Raw genomic sequence first — 21,683 nt, forward strand, 5'->3', positions numbered from 1 at the left:
TTTCCTGTCTTTCGCTGCGCGCCGAGCCCCGCGCGGCTACGCGGCCAGCTGCTCGGAGACCTGGCGCTTGATCCGGGCGAGCATCGCGGTCATCCCACGCATCCGCAACGGCGACAACGCCCGGGACAGGCCCAGCAGCGCCGGCATATCCTCGGGAACCGCCAAGATCTCGGCGGCCGGGCAGCCATCCAGGCCGGCGGCCAGCACCGAGGCGAACCCGCGGGTGGTCGGCGCCTCCGGCGGCGCGGAGAAGAACAGGTTCACCACCCGGTCGGCGTCCACCTCGACGATCAGGAACAGCGGCGACTGGCACTCCACCACCTGCTCGAACAGTTCCGGGTGCTCGGCCAGACGCGTTGGCAGCTCGGGCAGCTCGCGGGAGAAGTCCAGCAGCAGTTCCAGCCGATCGGCCTCCGGGACCTCGGTGAACTCCTCGACGATCTCGGCCAGCGCCGGAGTCAGCGCGCTCATGCGCGGGCCCCGCGCTTGGCAGGTAGTGCGCCGCCAGCTTCGCCGCGAACGATCGGCACGCCCACCGCGTTGCCCCACTCGGTCCACGAACCGTCATAGTTGCGCACGGTCTCAAAGCCCAGCAGGTGCTTGAGCACGAACCAGGTGTGGCTCGAACGCTCACCGATGCGGCAGTACGCAACCACCTCATCGCCCGGCTTCAAGCCGGCCTCGTCCAGGTAGATGGCTTCCAGCTCCGCGCGCGGCTTGAAGGTGCCATCGGCCGCCGCGGCCCTGCCCCAAGGCACCGAGGCGGCGGTCGGGATATGCCCGCCACGCATTGCGCCCTCTTCGGGGTAGTTGGGCATGTGGGTGCGTTCGCCGGTGTATTCCTCCGGGGAGCGCACGTCGATCAGCGGGTTGCCCAGGTGCTCCAGGACCTGCGGCAGGTAGGCGCGAATCACCGAATCGTCGCGTTCGACCACCGGGTAGTCGGTGGCCACCACCGCGGGCTTGCCGGTGGAAAGCTCCCGGCCCTCGGCGATCCACTTATCGCGGCCGCCATCGAGCAGGCGCACGTCTTCGTGGCCGAAAAGGGTGAAGACCCACAAGGCGTAGGCAGCCCACCAGTTGGACTTGTCGCCGTAGAGCACCACCGTGGTCTCGCGGCTAATGCCCTTCGCCGACATCAGCGCGGCAAAGTCCTCGCCTTCGACGTAGTCGCGGGTGACCTCATCGTTCAGCTCGGTGAACCAATCGATCTTCAGGGCGCCGGGGATATGGCCGGTGGAGTACAGCAAGATGTCTTCGTTGGATTCGAGCACCACCAGGTTCTCGGCCCCCAGATTCTCGGCCAGCCAACCGGTGGAGACCAGCCGTTCGGGGTGGGCATACTGTGCGTAACTTGGGTTGTGCTCAACAGGCAGCGACATGCGCGATCACGTTCCTCATAGTTCGGTTTCCGGCCGACGCGCGAAGCGGCGGCCGCATTCTCACCTTCTAGCCTAGTCCCCGTGGCTGCGCATTCGTGTGGGGTGCGACATTCTTCTCCATTTTCGCGCCCCCGCCAAGGTAAACTGGCCGATGGGCCAAGGCAGCGGCCCCGCATCATCACCCGCACGCCAACCTAAAGGACACCTTCGAACGCATGGCCAAGATCATCCACCTGACACAGACCACACCGAACCTTTCGGTCGATGAACTGCTGGCCGGCTTCCACCCGTCCTACCGTTTCGGCGAGGTGTCCTTCGATACCTACCGCCCGGACCCGAACCAGCCCTCGCAGGCCGAAGCGGTCACCAAGTTGAGCAACTTCGCCCAAACCGTGGGCAAGAACAACGGCGGCGGCCTGTTCTCCAAGCTCTTCGGCAAGAAAACGGCCACCAAGAACGGCTACTACCTCGACGGCGGCTTCGGAGTGGGCAAAACCCACCTGCTCGCCTCGCTCTGGCATGCCAGCCCCGGCCCGAAGGCCTTCGGCACCTTCGTGGAATACACCAACCTGGTCGGCGCGCTTTCCTTCCGCCGCACCGTCGACGTGCTCAGCGAGTACAAGCTGGTGTGCATCGATGAATTCGAGCTCGACGACCCGGGGGACACCGTGCTGATGTCCCGGCTGATGCGCGAGCTCTCCGATGCCGGAGTGAAGCTCGCCGCCACCTCCAACACCCTGCCCGGGGCGCTGGGCGAGGGCCGCTTCGCCGCGGTCGACTTCCAGCGCGAAATAAAGACCCTCTCCGAGCAGTTCGACGTGCACCGCGTGGACGGGGTGGATTTCCGCCACCGTGGCCTGCCCGATGCGCCGGCGCCGTTGGAAGACGAGACCATCGAGGACTTCGCGGCCGAACGCTATGCGGATCAGACCCTCGCGGTTGATGACTTCGCCGAGCTGGTCGCCCACCTGCACAAGGTCCACCCCTCGCGCTACCGCCAGCTGCTGGCGGAAACCGACGCGCTGGTGCTGCACAATGTGGACACCATCACCGATCAGTCGGTGGCGCTGCGCTTCGTGGTGCTCGCGGACCGGCTGTATGACAAGGACGTGCCGATCATCGCCTCGGGCAAGCCGTTCAGCGAGCTGTTCACCGACGAAATGATGTCCGGCGGCTACCAGAAGAAGTACTACCGCGCGGTCTCCCGGCTGACCGCCCTGGCCCGCGAGGGGCAGGCCGGCGAGCCGGCCCTCTAGGCCTAGCGCAGCGCCAGCAGCTTCATCGTCGAGCCTCGCGCTCGACGATGAAGTGCGTTAACAGCCCGGCCACCAGCGCCCAAAATGCGCCGCCGATGCCGAAGAGCGTGAGATTTCCGGCAGCCACCAGGACGGTGACCAGTGCGCTCAGCCGCCAGGACGGATCGGCCACCGCCCCGAGGAGCGAATTGCCCAGCGTGGCCAGCAGGGCCAGGCCCGCCGCCGCCTGGAACAGCCCCTCCGGCGAGGCGCTGGCCACGGAGACGATCAGCGCGCTGAGCGCCGCGAAAATGAGATAGAACACCCCGGAACTGGTGGCCGCCCGCCAGCGCCGCGAGGCGTCCGCTCCGGCCTGCTCGCCCGCCGCGAGCGCCGCGGTAATCGCCGCCAGATTAATTGCATGCCCGCCAAAGAAGGCGCCGAGCGAGGAACCTGCCCCGGTGACCAGCATCGAGGAGCGCCACGGCAAGGCATAGCCGAAGGATCCGAGCACCGCGACCCCCGGAATATTCTGCGAGGCCATGGTCACGATGAACAGCGGCACGCTGATGCTCGCGATCGCCTGCCAGGAGAATTCGGGGGAGACCCACTGCAGGTGCGGCAGCAGCTCAAGCTGGCCCCACAAGCCGGTGCGTGCGATATGCCACAGCCCGAAGCCGAGCGCGGCCAGCATGCTCAGCGCGACGGCGAACTTGGGCAGCAGCCGCAGCCCGAGGAAAAACACCAGCAGGATTCCCAGCGCCGGGAGCGGAATCGTGCCCAGCGCGGTAAAAGGCGTCAGGCACAGCGGAATCAGCACGCCGGCGAGCATGCCTTGCGCGATCGGCACCGGAATGCGCGTGAGCAGCCGATGCAGCACCGGAACCAGCCCGGAGAGCATGATCATCACGCCGCCGACGATGAACGCGCCCACCGCCTGGGCAAAGCCGAAGGCCCCGGGAGCCAGCGCCGCGAGCATCGCCGCGCCGGGGGTGGACCACGCAATGCTGATCGGCACGCGGTGGCGCAAGGACAGCACGATGGTGCTCAGGCCCACGCACAGGCAGAGGATCAGCAAACCGGAGGCCGCCTGCCCAACGGTTGCGCCCACCTGGAATAACCCCGCCAGCACCACCGCGAAGGATGCAACAAAACCCACCATGGTGGTGATCAAACCGGCGATGATCGCCTGGGCTATGCCATCGGCCTGAGCCGCAGTGCTTCGAGTCATACTCATTTTCTACAGGCTGCGGCTACCCCTGCGGTAATCGCCGCACGTCACGGCCCGAAGATGACGTTAAAACAAGAAAGGCACCGACCAGCGGTCGGTGCCTTTCCAGGATGCTCGGGCAAGGCCAAAGCACAATCACAAGGGGATTAGCCCTGGTTGTTCTCGCCTTCGTTTTCCTCGGCGTTGCCACCGAGTCCACCTAGGAAGTCTCCGGCGCCCTGCTGGACCCCGTCAACCTGATCAGCGAACTTGCCACCGGTCTTGTCGTCGACAAAGTCGCCGGCCTTTTCGATGCCTTCTGAAACCTGATCCGGGTTCTGCTTTGCGAATTCCTCTGCCTTGCCACGCAGATCATCAAATCCTGCCATGCTGCACCTCCATTCGACGGTGGGAACCCCTTTTAGCTCCACAACTGCTCTCCACACTAAAGCGAAACGGCCGCGCAGGGAAGAGTTGGAGCAATCCCGGGCGTGTTGTTCATCTGGAAGTTAAACAAAAATGGGAATCACTTGGAGTGATTCCCATTTTTTATGGAGCGGTCAACGAGGTTCGAACTCGCGACCTCAACCTTGGCAAGGTTGCGCTCTACCAGCTGAGCTATGACCGCATGAATACCAGTAAAAACCAATATCCAGTGCGCGATACTGGGATCGAACCAGTGACCTCTTCCGTGTCAGGGAAGCGCGCTACCGCTGCGCCAATCGCGCCGAAGGATTCCGAAGAATCTCGACAGAAAACAAAGTAAAACTCTGATTTCTCAGAGCGGACAACGAGGTTCGAACTCGCGACCTCAACCTTGGCAAGGTTGCGCTCTACCAGCTGAGCTATGTCCGCATATTTGAGTCTTGATCCGAAAACCAAAACTCCGTGCGCGATACTGGGATCGAACCAGTGACCTCTTCCGTGTCAGGGAAGCGCGCTACCGCTGCGCCAATCGCGCAAAAAGATTTTTACCTCTTTGCGAGGTGGGGACGGGATTCGAACCCGCGTAAACGGCTTTGCAGGCCGCTGCCTCGCCTCTCGGCCACCCCACCATACTCGGCCGAAGCCGAGCTGACTAATGTTACTTAGTCGATGAATCTTTCTGCGAGCGGACAACGAGGTTCGAACTCGCGACCTCAACCTTGGCAAGGTTGCGCTCTACCAGCTGAGCTATGTCCGCAAAAAGTGCTTGTTTTCGCGCCGTTTCCGTTCGCTCCAACGAGTAAAAACTCTATACGAGTTTCCGCAAGCTGCCAAATCGAGAGCGTGAGATCTGGTTCACAAGCCCGGAAACCCGCGGAACTACGCGGAAAATTAGTTATTCTCGTGCGGACTAGGAGCAAAGCGTCCGCGGCCCGTGCCATGATCGTGTGCATGACGTCACCAAAACTTGCGATTCAAACCGATCTAGGACGAATGTACAGCCGTCAGGTGGGAGGAGAAGCCACGGTCCCGTCGATCACCACGGTGATCGGGATGGACAAGATGGATCTTTCTGGCTGGGCCGGATATATGGCCGCCAAGTCCCTATCCGAAGATCAGCGTTTGTCCGATGCGTTGTCGCAACCGGGCAAGATGCGTTCGCTGGTGCGCGACTCCGCGGCCGCCGCAGAACGCTACCGCGATGCCGCCGCCGAACGCGGGGACCGCGTGCATAACTACGCAGAGCACTTTGCGTTGCGCGCGCTGGGCAAGCCCGATGAACTAGCTGCCGTGCGCTCGGCCCTCGAGGCCAACGACGAGCTGGGCTTCGCGACGCACTTCGAAAAATGGTGGGAACAGTACCAGGTGGAACCGCTGGCAACCGAGGTGACCGTCTGGAACGAAAGCGTAGGTTATGCCGGAACCATCGACCTGGTCGCCCGCATCGGAGGGAAGGTGTGCCTGCTGGACTACAAGACGAAGGGCAGCGATCGCGAGGGATTGGTGAAAACCCCGGACGACAAGGTCATCATGCAGCTCGCTGCCGCGGCCAAAGCCGAAGAGCGTGTAGCGGACGCCGAGACGGGCAGCTGGGAGCCGTGGCCCTACGGCACCGATTCGATGCTGCTCGCGGTGGCCCTCGGGCAGAGCGGAACCCGGACTTTCATGGCGCCACCGGCCGCCTTGCCCGATTATTGGTCCAAGTTCTATGCGCTGCGCCGCAATTGGGAGGCGCAGTTCAAAATCTCCAAGGCACGAGCCGCGCTGGTCGAGATCACCCCGCCACCTCATGCCTAGAAGCCCGGCGCACCGTAGACTGGTGTGGTTAGTGTCGGTCCGCCCGAGACTGAGCGATAGTTGACCAACAGAGAGGGAGCCACACGTACCATGGCGATTTTGGGAATTCGGATCATCGGCGATCCCGTTCTACGCACACCAGCGCAGGAGGTGACCGAGTTTGGACCGGAAATCCAAAAGCTGGTCGACGACATGGAGCAGACCATGGAAAACGTTGACGGTGCAGGCCTCGCCGCGCCCCAGGTCGGGGTCTCGCTGCGCGTGTTCACCTACCAAATCGGCAAGGAACGCGGACATATCATCAACCCGGTGCTCGAACTGAGCGAGGACTTCCAGCCCGACGAAATCGAAGGCTGCCTCTCGATCCCGGGTATTTCTGCTCCGGTGCCGCGCCGCCGCCAGGTGGTTGCCAGCGGCGTGGACAAGTTCGGAAAACCGGTCCGCATCGCCGGAGAAGGGATGCTGGCGCGCTGCGTGCAGCATGAGACCGATCACCTCGACGGCATCCTCTTCCTGGACCGCTTGGCCCCGGAGGAAAAGAAAGCCGCCTGGCGCACCTTGCGTGCCGGCAACTACGAACAGACCGCCACCGCCACCGTGGCGCAACGCGCAGGATTCCTCGGATCCAGCTTCGGCGCCGGAATGGGGAACTAACCCATGCGCATCCTCTTCGCCGGCACCCCGCAGGTCGCCGTCACCTCGCTGGACCACTTGCACGCCGCCGGTTTTGACATCGCCGCCGTGCTGACCCGCCCCGACGCCCCGCTGGGGCGCAAACGCGTGCTCACCGCCTCGCCGGTCGCCGCCCGCGCCGAGCAGCTGGGCCTGCGCACCATCAAGTCGAATAAGATCGACGCCGAGGTCACCGGGCAGCTGGCCGAGCTCAACCTGGACGCCGCCGCCATCGTCGCCTTCGGCGGGCTGGTTCCGGCCGCCGCGCTGAACGTGCCCAAACACGGTTGGATCAACCTGCACTTCTCGCTGTTGCCCGATTGGCGTGGCGCCGCCCCGGTGCAGCACTCGATCATCCACGGCGATGACATCACCGGCGCGGTGACCTTCCAACTGGAAACCGGGCTGGATACCGGCCCGGTGTTCGGGCAGGTCACCGAGCGGATCGGCGAGCTGGACACCGCCGGGATCATGCTCGATCGGCTCAGCGAATCCGGTTCCACCTTGCTGGTGCAGACCCTGCAGGCGCTTGATGCGGGTCAAGCGGTGGCGATACCGCAAAGCGGATCGCACACCTATGCGCCGAAAATTACCGACGTCGACGCGCAGTTGGACTTCACCCGCACGGCCACCGAAATCCGTCGCCGCGCCCATGGCACCAGCCCCTTTCCGGGCGCCTGGGCCACCGCGGATCAGGCACGCTACAAATTCGGCCCGCTGCGTGAGCGGCGCGAGATGGCCGAGCTGGCACCCGGCGAGGTGCACATCGAACCGGGCAAGCACCCGGTGGTTTATGTGGGCACCAGCACCTGGGCGCTGGAACTTTCAACCATCCAGCCGCCAGGCAAAAAAATGATGAACGCCTCCGACTGGGCTCGCGGCGTATTGACCCAGGGAACGAAAGTGAGCTTCGCATGAGCGGGCACGAACCAGTAAACGAACCACGACGCAATGAATCCGGCCGCACCCGCAACCGCGGCCAGGGCGACCTCCCGCGCAAGTACAGCCAGTCCGCCCCCGGCCAGCGCAAGCGTGCGGCCGATCCGGCCCGGCTGGTGGCTTTCAAGGTATTGCGCGAGGTCTCCGCCAAGGACGCCTACGCCAACCTGGTCCTGCCCAAGCTGATCCGCGAGCACCAGCTGGAAAAGCGCGATGCGGGATTCGCCACCGAACTCGCCTACGGCGCACTGCGCTCCCAGGGGTTCTACGACGCAATCCTCACCACCTTGGTGGACCGGCCGCTGGCCGAGCTGGACCCGGCGATCCTCGACGCCCTGCGCCTGGGCGCCCACCAGCTGCTGGCCATGCGCGTGCCCAAGCACGCCGCGCTCGATGAGACCGTCTCGCTGGCCCGCGCGCAGATCGGCGCCGGGCCCTCCGGGCTGATCAACGCGGTGCTGCGCAAGGTGAGCGTGAAGGAACCCGAAGAGTGGATCGCGCTGCTGACCGCCGCAGCGGGCAGCGCGTCCGAAAAGCTGTCGATCGAGCATTCCCACCCGGACTGGATCGTCCGCGCCCTGCGCGGCGCGCTCATCGCCCACGGACGGGATGCCGCGGAGCTGCCCGAGCTGCTCCAAGCGGATAACCTGGCTCCGGTGGTCAACCTGGTCGCGCTGCCCGGGCTGGGCACCCTGGAATCGGCCCTCGAAGCCGGCGCCGAGCCGGGTACCGTGGTCGAGTCCTCGGCCACCTACAAGCACGGGGACGTGGCCCGGGTGCCCGGAGTGCGCGAAGGGACCGTGCGCGTGCAGGATGCCGGAAGCCAGCTCATGGCCCGCGCGCTGGCCGCGGTGGAACTCCCGGTGGACGGCGAAGACAAGTACTGGCTGGATCTGTGCGCCGGCCCCGGCGGCAAGGCCGCGCTGCTCGGCGCGCTCGCGGTGCAACGCGACGCGCGGCTCACGGCGAACGAACCCACCGAACACCGTGCACGGCTGGTCGAGCAGTCGATGTCCGCGGTCCCCGCGGACTACTGGATGGTCACCACCAAGGACGGCCGCGAGTTCGGCACCGCCGACTTCGCCGGGGACTACGATCGGATCATGGTCGATGCCCCCTGCTCCGGGCTCGGTGCGCTGCGCCGCCGCCCGGAATCGCGCTGGCGCAAGCAGCCACGGGACATCCCGGAGCTGACCAGCCTGCAGGGCGAACTGCTTGCCGCCGCCTTCAACGCGGTCCGCGTCGGCGGGGTCATCGGATTTGTGACCTGCTCGCCGCATATGGCCGAAACCCGGCTGGTGGTCGAAGATTTCCTGAAGTCGAACCCCTCCGCCACGCTGCTGGACACCGGGGCCGCGGTGTCCGCCGTGGCCCTGGACGGCACTCCCGCCGCCGGGCACGAGCTGGCCGGCGGCAGCACCGCCCAGCTGTGGCCGCATGTCCACGGCACCGACGCCATGTTCATGGCGATCATCACCAAAAGCGCGTAGCCCGCGCGCCGGAATCCAGCGCCCACCCCCAAGGAGCACCGATGAGCAACCCGCGTATTAATCCGTCGATCTTGTCCGCCGACTTCGCGAACCTGGCCAGCGAACTGGCGCGCATCCACACCGCCGACGCGGTGCACGTGGACGTGATGGACAATCACTTCGTGCCGAACCTGACCCTCGGGCTGCCCGTGGTCGATGCGCTTGAAAAGGTCAGCGACCTGCCCATCGACGTGCACCTGATGATCGAAGACGCCGATCGCTGGGCCCCGGAATACGCCCAGCTGGGGGTGGACTCGGTCACCTTCCACGCCGAGGCCTCCGCGGCGCCGATCCGCCTGGCCCGCGAACTGCGCGCGGCCGGTTCGAAGGCGGCGATGGCCCTGCGCCCGGCCACCCCCATCGAACCGTACCTGGATATGCTCGGCGAGCTGGACATGGTGCTGCTGATGACCGTGGAGCCGGGCTTCGGCGGGCAGAAGTTCCTCGACCTGGTGCTGCCCAAGATCAAGCGCACCCGGGCGGCCATCGCCGGAACCGGCAAGCCGATCGCGCTCCAGGTGGATGGGGGCATCTCGCGGGATACGATCCTGCGCGCCGCCGAAGCCGGAGCGGACGTGTTTGTCGCCGGTTCGGCCGTCTACTCCGCGCCGGAACCGGCGGCGGAAATCGACGCATTAAGAAATCTTGCACGCATCGCGCATTAAAATATGCCAAACTAGTCACTAGTAAACACGAATACGTGCTCCGGGGTCGGTGTAAGTCCGAACCGGCGGTTATAGTCCGCGACCCGCAACCAAGGCCACAAGCCAAGGAAGCGGTTGAGCCGGTGAAATTCCGGTACCGACAGTTAAAGTCTGGATGGGAGAAGCACGGGTTTGATTTGCCATGGCCTAGCCAACCGTTCCGCTCGAGCGAGCCGAACGAACGCCTGGCCATAGGCCCATCAACTGCACACCCCCGGAGCCGCCGCTTCGAGAAGGGTGAATGATGGATATTCTGCGGTGGCTCATTGAAGCTTTTAACTCACAAATTGCGATCGGCTCCTCGGCACTTCTGGTGCGCGAAGTCGTCGGCAATATCTTCGGCCTGGCCAGCGCGCTAGGCGGCATGCGCCGCAAGGTCTGGGCCTGGCCCGTCGGCATTGTCGGCAACCTGCTGCTCCTGACGGTCTTTTTGGGCAGCATCTTCGACACCGGCTACACCGCCAACCTATGGGGCCAAGCCGGACGCCAGATCATGTTCATCGCCGTGTCATTCTATGGCTGGGTGCGCTGGAAGCAGGCCCGCGACGGGGTCGACGGCGGCCACGCGGTCACCCCGAAATGGGCCACGACCAATGAACGCATTGGCTTGATCGCCGTGCTCATCGTCGGCACCATCGCGGTGACCCCGCTGTTCCGGATGCTCGGATCCTACGATCCGGTGTGGGCCGACGCGTGGACCTTCGTCGGTTCGCTGCTGGCCACCTATGGCATGGCCAAGGGCTGGGTCGAATTCTGGCTCATCTGGGTGGCCGTGGACGCGGTCGGCGTGCCGCTGCTCTTCTCCGCCGGCTACTACGCCAGCGCCTTCATGTACCTGTTCTACGGCGGCTTCACCATCGTCGGCTTCTTCGTCTGGATGAAGGCGAAAAAGGGCGAAAAGCCGCAGATCGAAACCGAAATGCTAGATCCTACGATCAAAGGAAAGCAGCCATGATCGGGCAGAGCGAATTGGACCAGGCGCTGCGCACCGCGCTGGAAGCGGCGCAACGCGGAGCCCGCGGCGCAAATCCGCTGGTCGGCGCGTGTGTGCTCGATGGGGCCGGGCGCGTGATCGCCACCGGATTCCACCTGGGCGCCGGCAACCCGCACGCGGAGATCGATGCGCTGCGCCGGCTGGGCCGCATGGACCGCAGCCAGGCGGCGGAGCTGACCATGGTGGTCACCCTGGAGCCATGCAACCACCGCGGGCGCACCGGCCCCTGCGCGCAGGCCATCGCCAACGCCGGCATCGGGCAGGTGCACTATGCAATGAGCGATGAAACCGCCACCGCCAGCGGGGGAGCGGCCTACCTGCGCTCGCGCGGGGTCGCCGTCAGCCAGAGCGAGCAGCATCTGGCCGCCTGGGAGTTGAATCACCGCTGGTTCCGCGCCAAGGCGCAGGGCCGTCCGTTCATCACCGTGAAAACCGCGCAGTCCCTGGACGGGCGGATCAACGCCCCCGACGGCAGCAGCCAGTGGATCACCGGAGACGCCTCGCGCAACCACGCCCATGGGCTGCGCTCCCGGGTGGACGCGATCGTCGTGGGCACGAACACCGTGATCGCCGACGACCCGCGGCTGACCGCGCGCACCGCCGCCGGGGGACTGCACGAGCACCAGCCCTACCGATTTGTGCTGGGCCACCGGGCGCTGCCCGAGGACCTGGCGCTGGCCTACGACGATCGTTGGGAGCAGCTGCGCACCCACGAGGTCAACGACCTGGTCAACCGCGCCACCGAACTGGGCTTCAACCACCTGCTCATCGAGGGAGGTTCGATCATCGCCTCGGCGTTTATCGAGGCCGACCTGGCCGATGAGATCTATTGCTACCAGGCACCGGTGATCATCGGCGCCGGCGGCACCTCGGTGAATATCGGCTCGGTGACCACCCTGTCCCAGGCCCGCCAGTTCAGGCTCGACGCCCACCAACCCGACGCGCTCACCCGCCTCGGCGCGGACGTGCTGATGCATCTGGAACCGCTGCCCGAGCGCACATCCCACACACTTTAAAGGACCCCAAAAAATGTTTACCGGAATTATCACCGGCACCGGCACGGTGCTGGGCATCGAGAACCACCCGAACGAAGATCTTGCCGTGCTCACCTTGAAGGCACCGGGCCATACCGAGGCGCTGGGCCTCGGCGGCTCGCTGGCGGTCAACGGCGTCTGCCTGACCGCCACCGAACTGGAGGGCGAAACCCTGAGCGTGGACGTGATGGGCGAAACCCTGCGCCGCACCAGCACCGGGGAGCTGCGCGCCGGCTCGATCGTGAACCTGGAGCGCTGCACCCCGGCCGGCGGCCGGCTCGACGGCCACGTCGTCCAGGGCCACGTTGATACCGTCGGCACGGTGCTGGCCCGCGAAGATCACGGCCAGTGGACCACCTTCCGCATCGGGCTGCCCGATGAATACGCCCCGCTCACCGCGGAAAAGGGCTCCATCGCGCTGGACGGCATCTCGCTGACCATCACCGCGGTCTCCGCGGCAACCGCCACCGGAGCCCACTGGGTGGAGGTCGGCATCATCCCGATCACGCTGGAGGAGACGACCATGGGTTCCCGCCAGGTCGGCGACGCCATCAATATCGAGGTGGACGTGCTCGCAAAATACGTGGCCCGGCTGAACGCGTTTGGAGGCGGCAAGTAATGGCCCGCAAGGAACTGGACTCGATCCCCACCGCCCTGGCCGCCCTGGCCGCGGGCAAGGCCGTGGTCGTGGTGGACGATGAAGACCGCGAAAACGAGGGCGACATCATCTTCGCCGCGCAGTTCGCCACCGCCGAGCTGATGGGCTTCACCATCCGCTACACCTCCGGGGTCATCTGCGTGCCGCTGGAAGCCCAGCGCGCCGACGAGCTGGGCTTGGCCCCGATGGTCGGCATCAACCAGGATTCCAAGGGCACCGCGTTCACCGTCTCCTGCGACGCGGTCAGCGGAATCAGCACCGGAATTTCCGCCGCCGACCGGGCCGTCACCTCCCGGCTGCTGGCGGACCCCGCCGCCGAGGCGGCACAGCTCAGCCGCCCGGGGCACATCTTCCCGCTGCGTGCCGCCGCCGGAGGCGTGCTGGAGCGCCGCGGACACACCGAAGCCGCGGTGGATCTCTGCCGCGGTGCGGGCCTGGAGCCGGTGGGCGTGATCGGCGAGGTCGTCAACGACGACGGCTCGATGATGCGCCTCGATGATCTGCGTGACTTCGCCGCGGCCCACGATCTGCCGCTGGTCAGCATCGAGGACCTCGCCCGGTGGCGCCGGGTCAACGACGAAATCTCGCTGACCGAAGCCGTTTCGCTGCCCACCCCCTTTGGCACCTTCAGCGCCCGGGCCGCCAGCGTGGAGGGCCACGAGCACATCGTGCTCAGCCACCCGGCCCCCACCCTGGAGGGGGCCACGAATCTGGTGCGCATCCACTCCGAATGCCTCACCGGCGACGTCTTCGGGTCCTACCGTTGCGATTGCGGCGAACAGCTGCATGCGGCGCTGGAGCAGATCGCCGCCGAGGGCGGGCACCTGGTGTACGTGCGCGGCCACGAGGGCCGCGGCATCGGCTTGTTCAACAAGCTGCGCACCTACGCGCTGCAGGAAACCGGCGTGGACACCCTCGACGCGAACCTCCACCTGGGCTTCCCCGCCGACGCGCGCGAGTACTTCGCGGTCGCCGCGATCCTGAAGCACCTGGGGATCGATGAGATCCGCCTGTTGAGCAACAACCCGGACAAGCAGGCCAAGCTCGCCCAGGCCGGGGTGGCGGTGACCGAATTGGTGCCCAGCCGAATCGCACCACGCAGCGAAAACGAAAGCTACCTGCGCACCAAGCAGGCCCGGTTCGGCCATGACCTGCAACTGCCGAACACCAAAACTAGCTTCTAGAACAGCAACGCAAACCTTAAGGAATATCACATGAGCAAGCATGGAGCCCCGACAAATGTCGCCGATGAGCTCAAGGCGCTGAACTTGTCGGGACTGAAAGTCGCGATCGTTGCCGCCAGCTGGCACGAGATCATCATGAACGGCCTCATCGACGGCGCGCAGCGAGCCGCGCGCGACGCGGGGATCGAGAATCCGAGCCTGATCCGCGTGCCCGGCACCTTCGAACTCCCGGTGGCCGCAAGCGCGCTGGCTAAGTCCTACGATGCGATCATCGCCCTCGGCGTGGTGATTCGCGGCGGGACCCCGCACTTCGACTATGTCTGCCTGGCCGCCACGAACGGGCTGACCGACGTTTCGGTGAACACCGGCGTACCGGTCGGATTCGGCGTGCTCACCTGCGACGACGAGCAGCAGGCGCTGGACCGCGCAGGCCTGGAAGGTTCCAGCGAGGATAAGGGCTACGAAGCCTTCTCGGCCGCTGTGATGACCGTCGCAGCGCTACGCTAATGGCCGCTTGGGACGTCACAATAGGCATGGAAAATTCGGGCACCAGCCGGAAAAACGCTAGTCTTGTAGACGTGAAAACTTTTGACGAGCTCTTCAGCGAACTGTCGCTCAAGGCCCAAACCCGCCCGGAAGGCTCTCGTACCATCACCGAACTTGATTCCGGTGTCCACGGCATCGGCAAGAAAGTTGTCGAGGAGGCCGCCGAAGTTTGGATGGCCGCCGAGTACGAAAGTGACGAGGAAACAGCCGAGGAGATCTCCCAGCTGCTCTACCACTTGCAGGTTTTGATGATTGCCAAGGGTCTGTCCTTGGCCGACGTTTACAAGCATCTATAGCCGTCGCGCTGCTGCGACCGGGTCATCGCACCCGGTCGCAGGCACCGCTCGGCGGCAGTAACAACGGCCAATTAAATCCTTGGCGCTTGTTTTTGGCTTATCGCCCGGCGCCACACTCATGAAACGAGTAAATAAATGCTTCGCGTAGCCCTGCCCAACAAAGGCGCCCTCTCCGAAATCGCCTCCACCATGTTCAAGGAAGCCGGCTATCTCCAGCGCCGCGACACCCGCGAACTGGTTCTGGTCGATGAAGAGAACAACGTTGAATTCTTCTACCTGCGTCCGCGCGATATCGCCGTCTATGTAGGCCGCGGCATCCTTGACGTCGGAATCACCGGTCGTGACCTGTACCTCGATGCAGATGTCGACGACGATGTCGAGGAGCAGCTATCCCTTGGCATCGGCAAGTCCGCTTTCCGCTTTGCTGCCCCGGTCGGAGCGTTCAACTCCGTCGAAGAGCTCAACGGCAAGCGCATCGCCACCAGCTATGACATTCTTCTGGACCACTACCTGAAGAAGCAGGGGATCGATGCGAGCGTCGTCCGCCTGGATGGTGCGGTTGAGTCCTCTGTGCGTCTCGGTGTGGCCGATGCGATCGCCGATGTGGTCGAAACCGGAAACACCATCAAGGCCGCCGGCATGGAAATCTTCGGCGATGTGCTGCTCCAGTCGGAAGCGGTGCTCATCGGACGAGTCGGCCACAAGCCGGCCGGTCTTGACCTGCTGATCCGCCGCTTGTCCGGCGTGCTGGTCGCCCGCCAGTACGTCATGCTCGACTATGACATTCGCCGCGTTCAGGTCGAAGAGGCCTGCGCGCTGACTCCCGGGCTGGAATCGCCGACCGTTTCCGACCTGGCGAACTCGGACTGGTGCGCCGTGCGCGCCATGGTGAAGAAGTCGCAAACCAACAACATCATGGATGAGCTGTACGACGTTGGCGCTCGCGCGATTCTGGTCAGCCAGATCCACGCCTGCCGCATCTAGTTACGCCACCCTAGGAGATTCAGCTCATGAGCGTAGCAATCCGTGTTATTCCATGCCTCGACGTCGATGCCGGACGCGTCGTCAAGGGCGTTAATTTCGAAGGCCTTCGCGATGCCGGGGACCCGGTGGAACTTGCCCGGCGTTACAACTTGGCCGGTGCCGATGAACTCACCTTCCTCGACGTGACCGCTTCCAGCTCTGACCGGGAGACGACCTTCGAGGTCGTTCGACATACGGCCGAAGAGGTTTTCATCCCATTGACCGTTGGCGGCGGCGTGCGCGCGGCGGAGGATGTCGATCGCCTGCTGCGCAATGGCGCAGACAAGGCATCGATCAACACCGCGGCGGTGGCTCGGCCAGACGTGATCAACGAGATTACCGAACGCTTCGGTTCGCAGGTCTTGGTGCTTTCCCTGGACGCCCGTCGGACCAACGATCCGTCGATCGCCTCGGGCTTTGAGGTCACCACCCATGGTGGCCGCACGGGCACCGGCATGTGCGCGGTTGCGTGGGCCAAGGATGCAGCCGAACGTGGCGTGGGCGAGATCCTGCTGAACTCGATCGATGCCGACGGCACCAAGGACGGGTTCGATCTGGAAATGATTCGCGCCGTCCGCGCGGCTGTGAAGGTTCCGCTGATCGCCTCCGGCGGTGCAGGAAAGCCGGAGGACTTCCCGCCGGCGATCGAAGCCGGAGCCGATGCGGTGTTGGCTGCTTCGATCTTCCATTTCGGTCCCACCGACATGATCGCTAAGGTCAAGGAGAAGATCCGCGAAGCGGGCTATCCGGTACGCTAGGCATTAAACAACTAGTGGGTCAGTTCATTTTGAACTGGCCCATTTTTGTGTCCGCAAGATCGCAGCCTCGGCAAATGCTAATCCGTGGCGATGAGTTGCTTCTTGGTTCGCCAGACATCAATTTCGATAGGGTCGCTTGGCACGGCGGCTTGTCCCGGGATTGCCTGCCACGGGCCGCCATCGACGCTGAATTCTCCGCGGAACAACGTGGTGAGCCCGACACCGTAGGTGCCCGTTTCTGTGTAGGAATGGCTTGTCGGTGTTTCATCTCGAAGGGTATGCTCCGGTGCTGGCTCGCCTGGGAAATCCAGGTTCCGGGTGTTTCCATCACCATAATTCCAATTCCAGCCAATGGGAATCGCCCGGATTCGTACAGGAGTTTCTAGAATATTCGAGTTGAACGTCTGGCTCTGTCCTTCAGCCCAAAAATGAGAGTGCCCGTTTCGAAGTGAAAAATTTTCTGGATTGCTTAGCATCTGTGAGGCTGTAATTGGAAATGACCTGAATTGCTCGGGTGTAATCATAATTTCAACTATAAAATCTTCACTTGGAATATCTGGATCGAAAGGATCGCCCGGACAAAGCCTATATGTTCGGATAACGAGTCCGGATTCAATACCCTCGACACCGATAATTTGTCTTAGTATTGGGAAAGATCCATCTGGACAGGCAGTCTGATCCGGGTTTGAATCGCATCCTCTAACGGTTTCGAGTCCAGGAATGCAGGTGTCGAAATCTCGGATTTTATATTTGGGGGCATTGCGTTTTTCAATGAACTCAGGATCGGTTGGTCTGTACCATCCCTCGTCGTCGGATGTCTCCTGATTATTGTCATTTTCAGGACATTTCCAGTAGTGTGTGATTTTCTGTTTGTCAATTTTGTTGACCTTTATGCAATTTCCCAAATTGTCCGCTGCAAATTCATTGCTGTCCAACGAAATTAAGGAAGTTTGACTTATAAGGATTGCAATGGCGGCCGCAGATGTACCAGCGCGACTGGTAATACTCATGATTCGTCGTCCGCGACGAGAAGTTTCAATACGACCCAACCATTGTCGAATTTGAGTTGCAATGTGGCTAGCGAAGGCGTAGTTGCTTCGTAATGCGCGATTGGATCATCGGGAATAGTGTAGGTTTTTGACTCATTTATATGGAAATTGAGAGTTACAATGGCCAAATTATCTGCGGACTTGTATGAATCAATCACCATAAAATCATAAGTTCCCCCAACTTGCCACTGGTCTATTGCTTTACTTTTATCTGCTGGATCAATTATTCCCTCGCCACAGAGTTGGCACTGACGCGATGTGACCTTTTTTAGCTGATCTGCGTTGTTAGTTTCCCCGACGTAGTTCATTAGCTGAAAGTAGTATTCAGCGAATGCTTTGGCCCCTTTTTCGGTCTTTTTATGAGCTAACGCCGGATATTCCGGGAGAACCACATTTTTCGCGGGCCCTTTTGCGGTTGCCGGCTCGTATTTCGGCTTCGCCGGGGACGGGCTTGGCGTGGTGGTTTTCGATTCTTGCACCACCGGGCTAGATGACTCTGTGGGGTCCGGCGGGGACGCGCCACCCGCGCAGGCCGTAACCGTCAATGCACAAGCCAAAACGACAGATTGTGCCACTGCAATTTTCCGAGTGTTCATGAGAACTCTCCGAGCATGTCGAGGATCGCGTTTGAGCGATATCCTAGACCCCTCGCGCAGTTATTGGGAGAGCATGCGAGAAATGTGTGGATAACTCGAGGCCGTCAGGCCGAGCCAGGAATTAGTGACGAGCGCTAGATCGAGGGATGGTAGCCGCGGATAATCTGCAGCGCGCTTTGACCGGCTTCGAAGGTCACCAGGGCTTCATCGGTGCGTCCGGAGGCGTACATCATCAGCTCGGTGACCGGGCCGTTGATGGATACGGCGTTGGGAGCCTTCTTCGCTACGTGGCGTTGCCCATCCGGACGGCACAGGATGATGCCCACGGGCGCCTTGCGGAAGAACAAGCGCGAGGTCTTGATGAGGGATTGCCACAGCAGCTCCGTGTACTCCTTGTCCAGCACCCGGGGAGCCCACTGGGTGCGCGCACGGCGCACATCTTCGGTGTGGATGAAGAATTCGTTGAGGTTCAGCGCCTTGTCCAGCTTTTCGAAGGAAAAGGGGGAGTAGCCCTTGGGTCCGGCACGGAAACGGCGCACCAGGGCCGCATACCGTTCGGGGGTTTGCGCGTCGTCGGCGAGTTCTTGCAGGCGCACATCGAGTTTCGTGGCGAGCGGCTTCAGCACGACGCCGGCGCTGAGCAGAGAATTTTCGCGGAGGACCAAGTGCGCGGCGAGGTGGCGGGTCTGCCAACCGGCGCACAGAGTGTCGGCGCTGGGGCCCGCTGCTAGCAGGGTCTCGGCCAACGCCAATCTGGAAGCTTGTACTAGGTGCATCACCTCTGAAACTAGCACGGGTCGGCGATTGATGGGCGTAATCATCCGCGGGTGTCGCCAAGCGGTTGCGATTGGCTCTAAGCGGTGCGTCACGCTCGGGAGCTGAACGCGGGAGACCCAGTATGCTAAAGGGGATGTCTACTTCTCAGAGCGGCTCGAATCCGAGCCCCGAACCAGAAAACCTCGACCCGCAGATCGCGCAGCGCTTGAAGCGCGATGCGAACGGGTTATTCGCCGCGATCGTGCAGCAGCATGACACCGGGCTGGTGCTCATGCTTGGCTGGATGGACGACGAAGCGCTGCGCCGCACGCTGTCCACCGGGCGAGTCACGTTCTACTCACGCTCGCGCCAGGAATACTGGCGCAAGGGAGATACCTCGGGGCATGGGCAGTACCTGAAGTCCGCCGCCCTGGACTGCGACGGCGACGCGTTGCTGCTGATGGTCGACCAGGTGGGAGCCGCCTGCCATACCGGCACCGAGTCCTGCTTTACCGACCGCCAGCTGCCCGCCACCGTCGGCCACCGCCCCGAATAGTCCGGGCTTGCAGCCCACGAGCGCCCCGGCAAGCATCGGGCGTCCGCAAAGTTTACGCGTTTGAAAAGAAGCTGAATGAAAACCCTAGGCAAGATTTCCCCTTCCCGCGAGGCCTTTTTGGCCATGGCACCCAACCGCCGCGTCATTCCGGTCACCATCTCGGTGCTCGCCGATTCGCTGACCCCGATCGGCTTGTACCGCTCGCTGGCCGGTGGACGGCCCGGCACCTTCCTGATGGAGTCCGCCGCCCCCGGCGGGGTGTGGAGCCGGTACTCGTTCGTGGGGGTGAACTCGCCCGCGACGCTGAGCACCCGCGGCGGAGAGGCCTACTGGCAGGGGCATGTACCCGAGGGGCTGCCCACCGGCGGGGTGAGCGTGGACGTCCTGCGCGACACCGTGCGCGCGCTGCATACCGAACCGGTCCCGGGCATGCCGCCGCTGACCGGCGGCATGGTCGGCTTCATCGGCTGGGAGTGCGTGCGCCACTGGGAGCGCCTGCCCAATCCGCCGGTTGATGACCTGAACATCCCCGAACTGAGCATGAACCTGGTCGCCGACATGGCCGCGCACGACGCCACCGAGGGCACCGTGACGCTGATCGCCAATGCGATCAACTTCGATGGCCGCGAAGAGCACGCCGAGGCGGCCTACGATGCCGCGGTGGCGCGGCTGCAGAAGATGCTCGACCAGCTCGGCACCCCGCTGGACTCCACGGCCATCACCCTGCAGGGCACCGACGTGCCGCGCGAAACGCTGATGGAAGCGGTCAGCCACTCCTGGGCCGAAAACGAGTATTTGGAGGCGCTGGCGAAGGCGAAGGTGGCCATCGTCGACGGCGAGGTGTTCCAGATCGTCGTCTCGCGCCGCTTCGAGCTGGAGACCAAGGCGGACGCGCTGGACGTCTACCGGGTGCTGCGCGCGACCAACCCGAGCCCCTACATGTACCTGTTCAACTTCGAGAACGAGGACGGCGAACCCTTCCAGATCGTCGGCTCCTCCCCGGAGGCGCTGGTCACGGTCAACGATGCGCATGTGGTCACCCACCCGATCGCCGGATCCCGCCCGCGCGGGGCGAACTACGAGGAAGACCAGCTGCACGAGAAGTCGCTGCTGGCCGACGAGAAGGAACGCGCCGAGCACCTGATGCTGGTGGACCTCTCGCGCAACGACCTCTCGCGCGTCTGCCAGGCCGGCACCGTGGAGGTCACCCAGTTCATGGAGGTGGAGCGCTTCAGCCACATCATGCACCTGGTCTCCAACGTGGTCGGCAAGGCCCGGGAGGACGTGGACGCCTACGACGTGCTCGCCTCCACCTTCCCGGCCGGCACGCTCTCCGGGGCGCCCAAACCCCGGGCGCTGCAGCTGCTCGACGAGTACGAGCCCTACCGCCGCGGAGTGTACGGCGGCGTGGTGGGCTACCTGGACTTCGCCGGCGACATGGACATGGCCATCGCGATCCGCTCCGCGCTGCTCAAGGATCACCGCGCCTACGTGCAGGCCGGCGGCGGCATCGTGAACGATTCGAAATTCGCCGACGAAGCGTTGGAAACCGTCAACAAGGCCGCCGCCCCGCTGCGTGCGGTGTGGGCCGCCGGCTCGATGCGCCCAGCCAATACCGAAACTGGTGGAACCAAGTGAAAAAACATCTCACCGCCCGCAATACCGCCCTGCTTGGCATCCTCGGAGCGCTGGCCGGACTGTGGACCGCCACCCGCACCTGGGTGGTGGTCCAGGTCGAATCCGGCACCGTGCAGGTCCCGGAGATCGTCGTCGACGGGTCCACCGCCGCCGCCTCCGTCACCGCCCTGTGCGTCGCGGTGCTCGCCGGTGCGCTTGCGCTGCTGATCGCCGGGAAGATCGCCCGCTACCTGATCGGGCTGATCACCCTGCTGGCCGGCATCGCGGTGATCGCCGCCGGAGTCCAAGCGGTCACCAACCCGCAGGCGGCGGCCGCCGGCGCGGTGGCCGAGGCCACCGGGCTGACCAGCGGCGCCGGGCAGTACACCGTTTCGCTTTGGCCGTCGCTGACCGTGGTGGCCGGGGCGATCATCGTGCTGCAGGGAATTCTGGTGCTGATCTATTGCGGCGGGTGGAAGAAGAGCTCGAAGTACGACCGGGAGGTTTCCGCGGCCCCCGCGGCCAAGGACGCGCAATCGCGCGGGATCTCCGACTGGGAGCAGCTCTCCAAGGGCGAGGATCCCACCAGCGGCAACCAGTAGGTGATTCGGCCCACCGGGACGCAACGAAGCGCCGTGGAATAGGCCATCATCAAGTCCAAGTGGCAGAATAGTAAGCGAAGTCCATCGCGCCGACCGGTCCACCGGGGCGGCGCGCAATCT

Annotated in this window: 24 protein-coding genes, 6 tRNA genes and 1 riboswitch; of the genes, 17 read left to right on the plus strand and 13 right to left on the minus strand. The window is 63.8% G+C overall.

Annotated elements, in window-relative coordinates:
- Window positions 1–36: 36 nt before the first annotated feature.
- Window positions 37–471, minus strand: a complete 435-nt coding sequence (locus tag CQ019_RS03145) for a SufE family protein (RefSeq protein WP_096286349.1) — start codon at window positions 469–471, stop codon at window positions 37–39.
- Window positions 468–1,382: a sulfurtransferase gene (locus CQ019_RS03150; RefSeq protein ID WP_105568900.1), complete on the minus strand. Its 915-nt coding sequence runs from the start codon at window positions 1,380–1,382 to the stop codon at window positions 468–470. Before CQ019_RS03150 ends, CQ019_RS03145 begins: the two co-directional genes overlap by 4 nt.
- A gap of 215 nt (window positions 1,383–1,597) precedes the next feature.
- On the opposite strand from CQ019_RS03150, the gene zapE reads away from it, so the two are divergent.
- Window positions 1,598–2,638, plus strand: a complete 1,041-nt coding sequence (zapE, locus tag CQ019_RS03155; protein ID WP_096286345.1) for a cell division protein ZapE — start codon at window positions 1,598–1,600, stop codon at window positions 2,636–2,638.
- A 22-nt stretch (window positions 2,639–2,660) separates the two neighbouring features.
- Here zapE and CQ019_RS03160 read toward each other — a convergent pair whose 3' ends face one another.
- From CQ019_RS03160 to CQ019_RS03195, 8 genes are all read right to left on the minus strand, one after another.
- Complete coding sequence (locus CQ019_RS03160) at window positions 2,661–3,848, minus strand: benzoate/H(+) symporter BenE family transporter (RefSeq protein ID WP_105552361.1); 1,188 nt, start codon at window positions 3,846–3,848, stop codon at window positions 2,661–2,663.
- 146 nt (window positions 3,849–3,994) lie between these two features.
- Window positions 3,995–4,216, minus strand: coding sequence for an antitoxin (locus tag CQ019_RS03165; protein WP_105552360.1), 222 nt, complete (start codon window positions 4,214–4,216; stop codon window positions 3,995–3,997).
- A 163-nt stretch (window positions 4,217–4,379) separates the two neighbouring features.
- Window positions 4,380–4,455: transfer RNA gene (locus CQ019_RS03170), tRNA-Gly, on the minus strand.
- Window positions 4,456–4,483: 28 nt separating this feature from the next.
- Window positions 4,484–4,555, minus strand: a tRNA-Val gene (locus CQ019_RS03175).
- 54 nt (window positions 4,556–4,609) lie between these two features.
- Window positions 4,610–4,682 (minus strand) — tRNA-Gly (locus CQ019_RS03180).
- Window positions 4,683–4,716: 34 nt separating this feature from the next.
- Window positions 4,717–4,788: transfer RNA gene (locus CQ019_RS03185), tRNA-Val, on the minus strand.
- 23 nt (window positions 4,789–4,811) lie between these two features.
- Window positions 4,812–4,882 (minus strand) — tRNA-Cys (locus tag CQ019_RS03190).
- Between the two features lie 55 nt (window positions 4,883–4,937).
- Window positions 4,938–5,010 (minus strand) — tRNA-Gly (locus CQ019_RS03195).
- Between the two features lie 194 nt (window positions 5,011–5,204).
- On the opposite strand from CQ019_RS03195, the gene CQ019_RS03200 reads away from it, so the two are divergent.
- The 13 genes from CQ019_RS03200 to hisF all read left to right on the plus strand — a co-directional run bounded on the left by CQ019_RS03200 (window position 5,205) and on the right by hisF (window position 16,387).
- Window positions 5,205–6,050, plus strand: a complete 846-nt coding sequence (locus tag CQ019_RS03200; RefSeq protein WP_146113301.1) for a cytochrome — start codon at window positions 5,205–5,207, stop codon at window positions 6,048–6,050.
- A 90-nt stretch (window positions 6,051–6,140) separates the two neighbouring features.
- The gene (gene def, locus CQ019_RS03205; RefSeq protein ID WP_105552358.1) at window positions 6,141–6,704 is read left to right on the plus strand and encodes a peptide deformylase; all 564 of its coding nucleotides are present in this window, start codon (window positions 6,141–6,143) and stop codon (window positions 6,702–6,704) included.
- Between the two features lie 3 nt (window positions 6,705–6,707).
- The gene (gene fmt, locus CQ019_RS03210) at window positions 6,708–7,640 is read left to right on the plus strand and encodes a methionyl-tRNA formyltransferase (protein WP_105568902.1); all 933 of its coding nucleotides are present in this window, start codon (window positions 6,708–6,710) and stop codon (window positions 7,638–7,640) included.
- Window positions 7,637–9,151, plus strand: a complete 1,515-nt coding sequence (locus CQ019_RS03215) for an RsmB/NOP family class I SAM-dependent RNA methyltransferase (protein WP_105568903.1) — start codon at window positions 7,637–7,639, stop codon at window positions 9,149–9,151. Before fmt ends, CQ019_RS03215 begins: the two co-directional genes overlap by 4 nt.
- A gap of 41 nt (window positions 9,152–9,192) precedes the next feature.
- Window positions 9,193–9,855 (plus strand): ribulose-phosphate 3-epimerase, encoded by a 663-nt coding sequence (rpe, locus tag CQ019_RS03220; RefSeq protein WP_105552355.1) that lies wholly within the window; start codon window positions 9,193–9,195, stop codon window positions 9,853–9,855.
- Window positions 9,856–9,887: 32 nt separating this feature from the next.
- Window positions 9,888–10,025: riboswitch (FMN riboswitch) on the plus strand.
- A gap of 113 nt (window positions 10,026–10,138) precedes the next feature.
- Window positions 10,139–10,849, plus strand: coding sequence for a nicotinamide riboside transporter PnuC (gene pnuC, locus CQ019_RS03225; RefSeq protein WP_105552510.1), 711 nt, complete (start codon window positions 10,139–10,141; stop codon window positions 10,847–10,849).
- Window positions 10,846–11,904, plus strand: coding sequence for a bifunctional diaminohydroxyphosphoribosylaminopyrimidine deaminase/5-amino-6-(5-phosphoribosylamino)uracil reductase RibD (gene ribD, locus CQ019_RS03230; protein ID WP_105568904.1), 1,059 nt, complete (start codon window positions 10,846–10,848; stop codon window positions 11,902–11,904). Before pnuC ends, ribD begins: the two co-directional genes overlap by 4 nt.
- Window positions 11,905–11,917: 13 nt before the next feature.
- On the plus strand, window positions 11,918–12,541 hold the full coding sequence (locus tag CQ019_RS03235) for a riboflavin synthase (protein ID WP_105568905.1): 624 nt from the start codon (window positions 11,918–11,920) through the stop codon (window positions 12,539–12,541).
- A complete protein-coding gene (gene ribB, locus CQ019_RS03240; protein ID WP_105568906.1) occupies window positions 12,541–13,764 on the plus strand; it encodes a 3,4-dihydroxy-2-butanone-4-phosphate synthase in 1,224 nt (407 codons plus the stop codon). Before CQ019_RS03235 ends, ribB begins: the two co-directional genes overlap by 1 nt.
- A gap of 30 nt (window positions 13,765–13,794) precedes the next feature.
- Window positions 13,795–14,271: a 6,7-dimethyl-8-ribityllumazine synthase gene (gene ribH / locus CQ019_RS03245; RefSeq protein WP_105568907.1), complete on the plus strand. Its 477-nt coding sequence runs from the start codon at window positions 13,795–13,797 to the stop codon at window positions 14,269–14,271.
- A gap of 71 nt (window positions 14,272–14,342) precedes the next feature.
- The gene (locus CQ019_RS03250; RefSeq protein WP_096285317.1) at window positions 14,343–14,606 is read left to right on the plus strand and encodes a phosphoribosyl-ATP diphosphatase; all 264 of its coding nucleotides are present in this window, start codon (window positions 14,343–14,345) and stop codon (window positions 14,604–14,606) included.
- Window positions 14,607–14,741: 135 nt separating this feature from the next.
- A complete protein-coding gene (gene hisG / locus CQ019_RS03255) occupies window positions 14,742–15,590 on the plus strand; it encodes an ATP phosphoribosyltransferase (RefSeq protein WP_096285257.1) in 849 nt (282 codons plus the stop codon).
- A 26-nt stretch (window positions 15,591–15,616) separates the two neighbouring features.
- The gene (hisF, locus tag CQ019_RS03260) at window positions 15,617–16,387 is read left to right on the plus strand and encodes an imidazole glycerol phosphate synthase subunit HisF (protein ID WP_105568908.1); all 771 of its coding nucleotides are present in this window, start codon (window positions 15,617–15,619) and stop codon (window positions 16,385–16,387) included.
- Between the two features lie 77 nt (window positions 16,388–16,464).
- Here the strand turns inward: hisF and CQ019_RS18175 are convergent, their stop codons facing one another.
- The 3 genes from CQ019_RS18175 to CQ019_RS03270 all read right to left on the minus strand — a co-directional run bounded on the left by CQ019_RS18175 (window position 16,465) and on the right by CQ019_RS03270 (window position 18,808).
- Entirely contained in the window at window positions 16,465–17,397 is a 933-nt protein-coding gene (locus tag CQ019_RS18175; RefSeq protein WP_146113302.1) for a hypothetical protein, read from the minus strand.
- Entirely contained in the window at window positions 17,394–18,032 is a 639-nt protein-coding gene (locus CQ019_RS03265) for a DUF6318 family protein (RefSeq protein ID WP_146113303.1), read from the minus strand. The genes CQ019_RS18175 and CQ019_RS03265 overlap by 4 nt, the downstream gene beginning before the upstream one ends.
- A gap of 134 nt (window positions 18,033–18,166) precedes the next feature.
- On the minus strand, window positions 18,167–18,808 hold the full coding sequence (locus CQ019_RS03270) for a TIGR03085 family metal-binding protein (protein ID WP_105552509.1): 642 nt from the start codon (window positions 18,806–18,808) through the stop codon (window positions 18,167–18,169).
- 134 nt (window positions 18,809–18,942) lie between these two features.
- Here CQ019_RS03270 and hisI point away from each other — a divergent pair, with 134 nt between their 5' ends.
- The 3 genes from hisI (at window position 18,943) to CQ019_RS03285 (ending at window position 21,563) form a co-directional block, all read left to right on the plus strand.
- On the plus strand, window positions 18,943–19,344 hold the full coding sequence (gene hisI / locus CQ019_RS03275; RefSeq protein ID WP_096285251.1) for a phosphoribosyl-AMP cyclohydrolase: 402 nt from the start codon (window positions 18,943–18,945) through the stop codon (window positions 19,342–19,344).
- A gap of 75 nt (window positions 19,345–19,419) precedes the next feature.
- Window positions 19,420–20,982, plus strand: a complete 1,563-nt coding sequence (locus tag CQ019_RS03280) for an anthranilate synthase component I (protein ID WP_105552349.1) — start codon at window positions 19,420–19,422, stop codon at window positions 20,980–20,982.
- Window positions 20,979–21,563, plus strand: coding sequence for a Trp biosynthesis-associated membrane protein (locus CQ019_RS03285; RefSeq protein WP_181148234.1), 585 nt, complete (start codon window positions 20,979–20,981; stop codon window positions 21,561–21,563). The genes CQ019_RS03280 and CQ019_RS03285 overlap by 4 nt, the downstream gene beginning before the upstream one ends.
- Window positions 21,564–21,683 lie beyond the last annotated feature (120 nt).

The sequence above is a fragment of the Arthrobacter sp. MYb229 genome (assembly GCF_002975405.1).
Lineage (GTDB): Bacteria > Actinomycetota > Actinomycetes > Actinomycetales > Micrococcaceae > Glutamicibacter.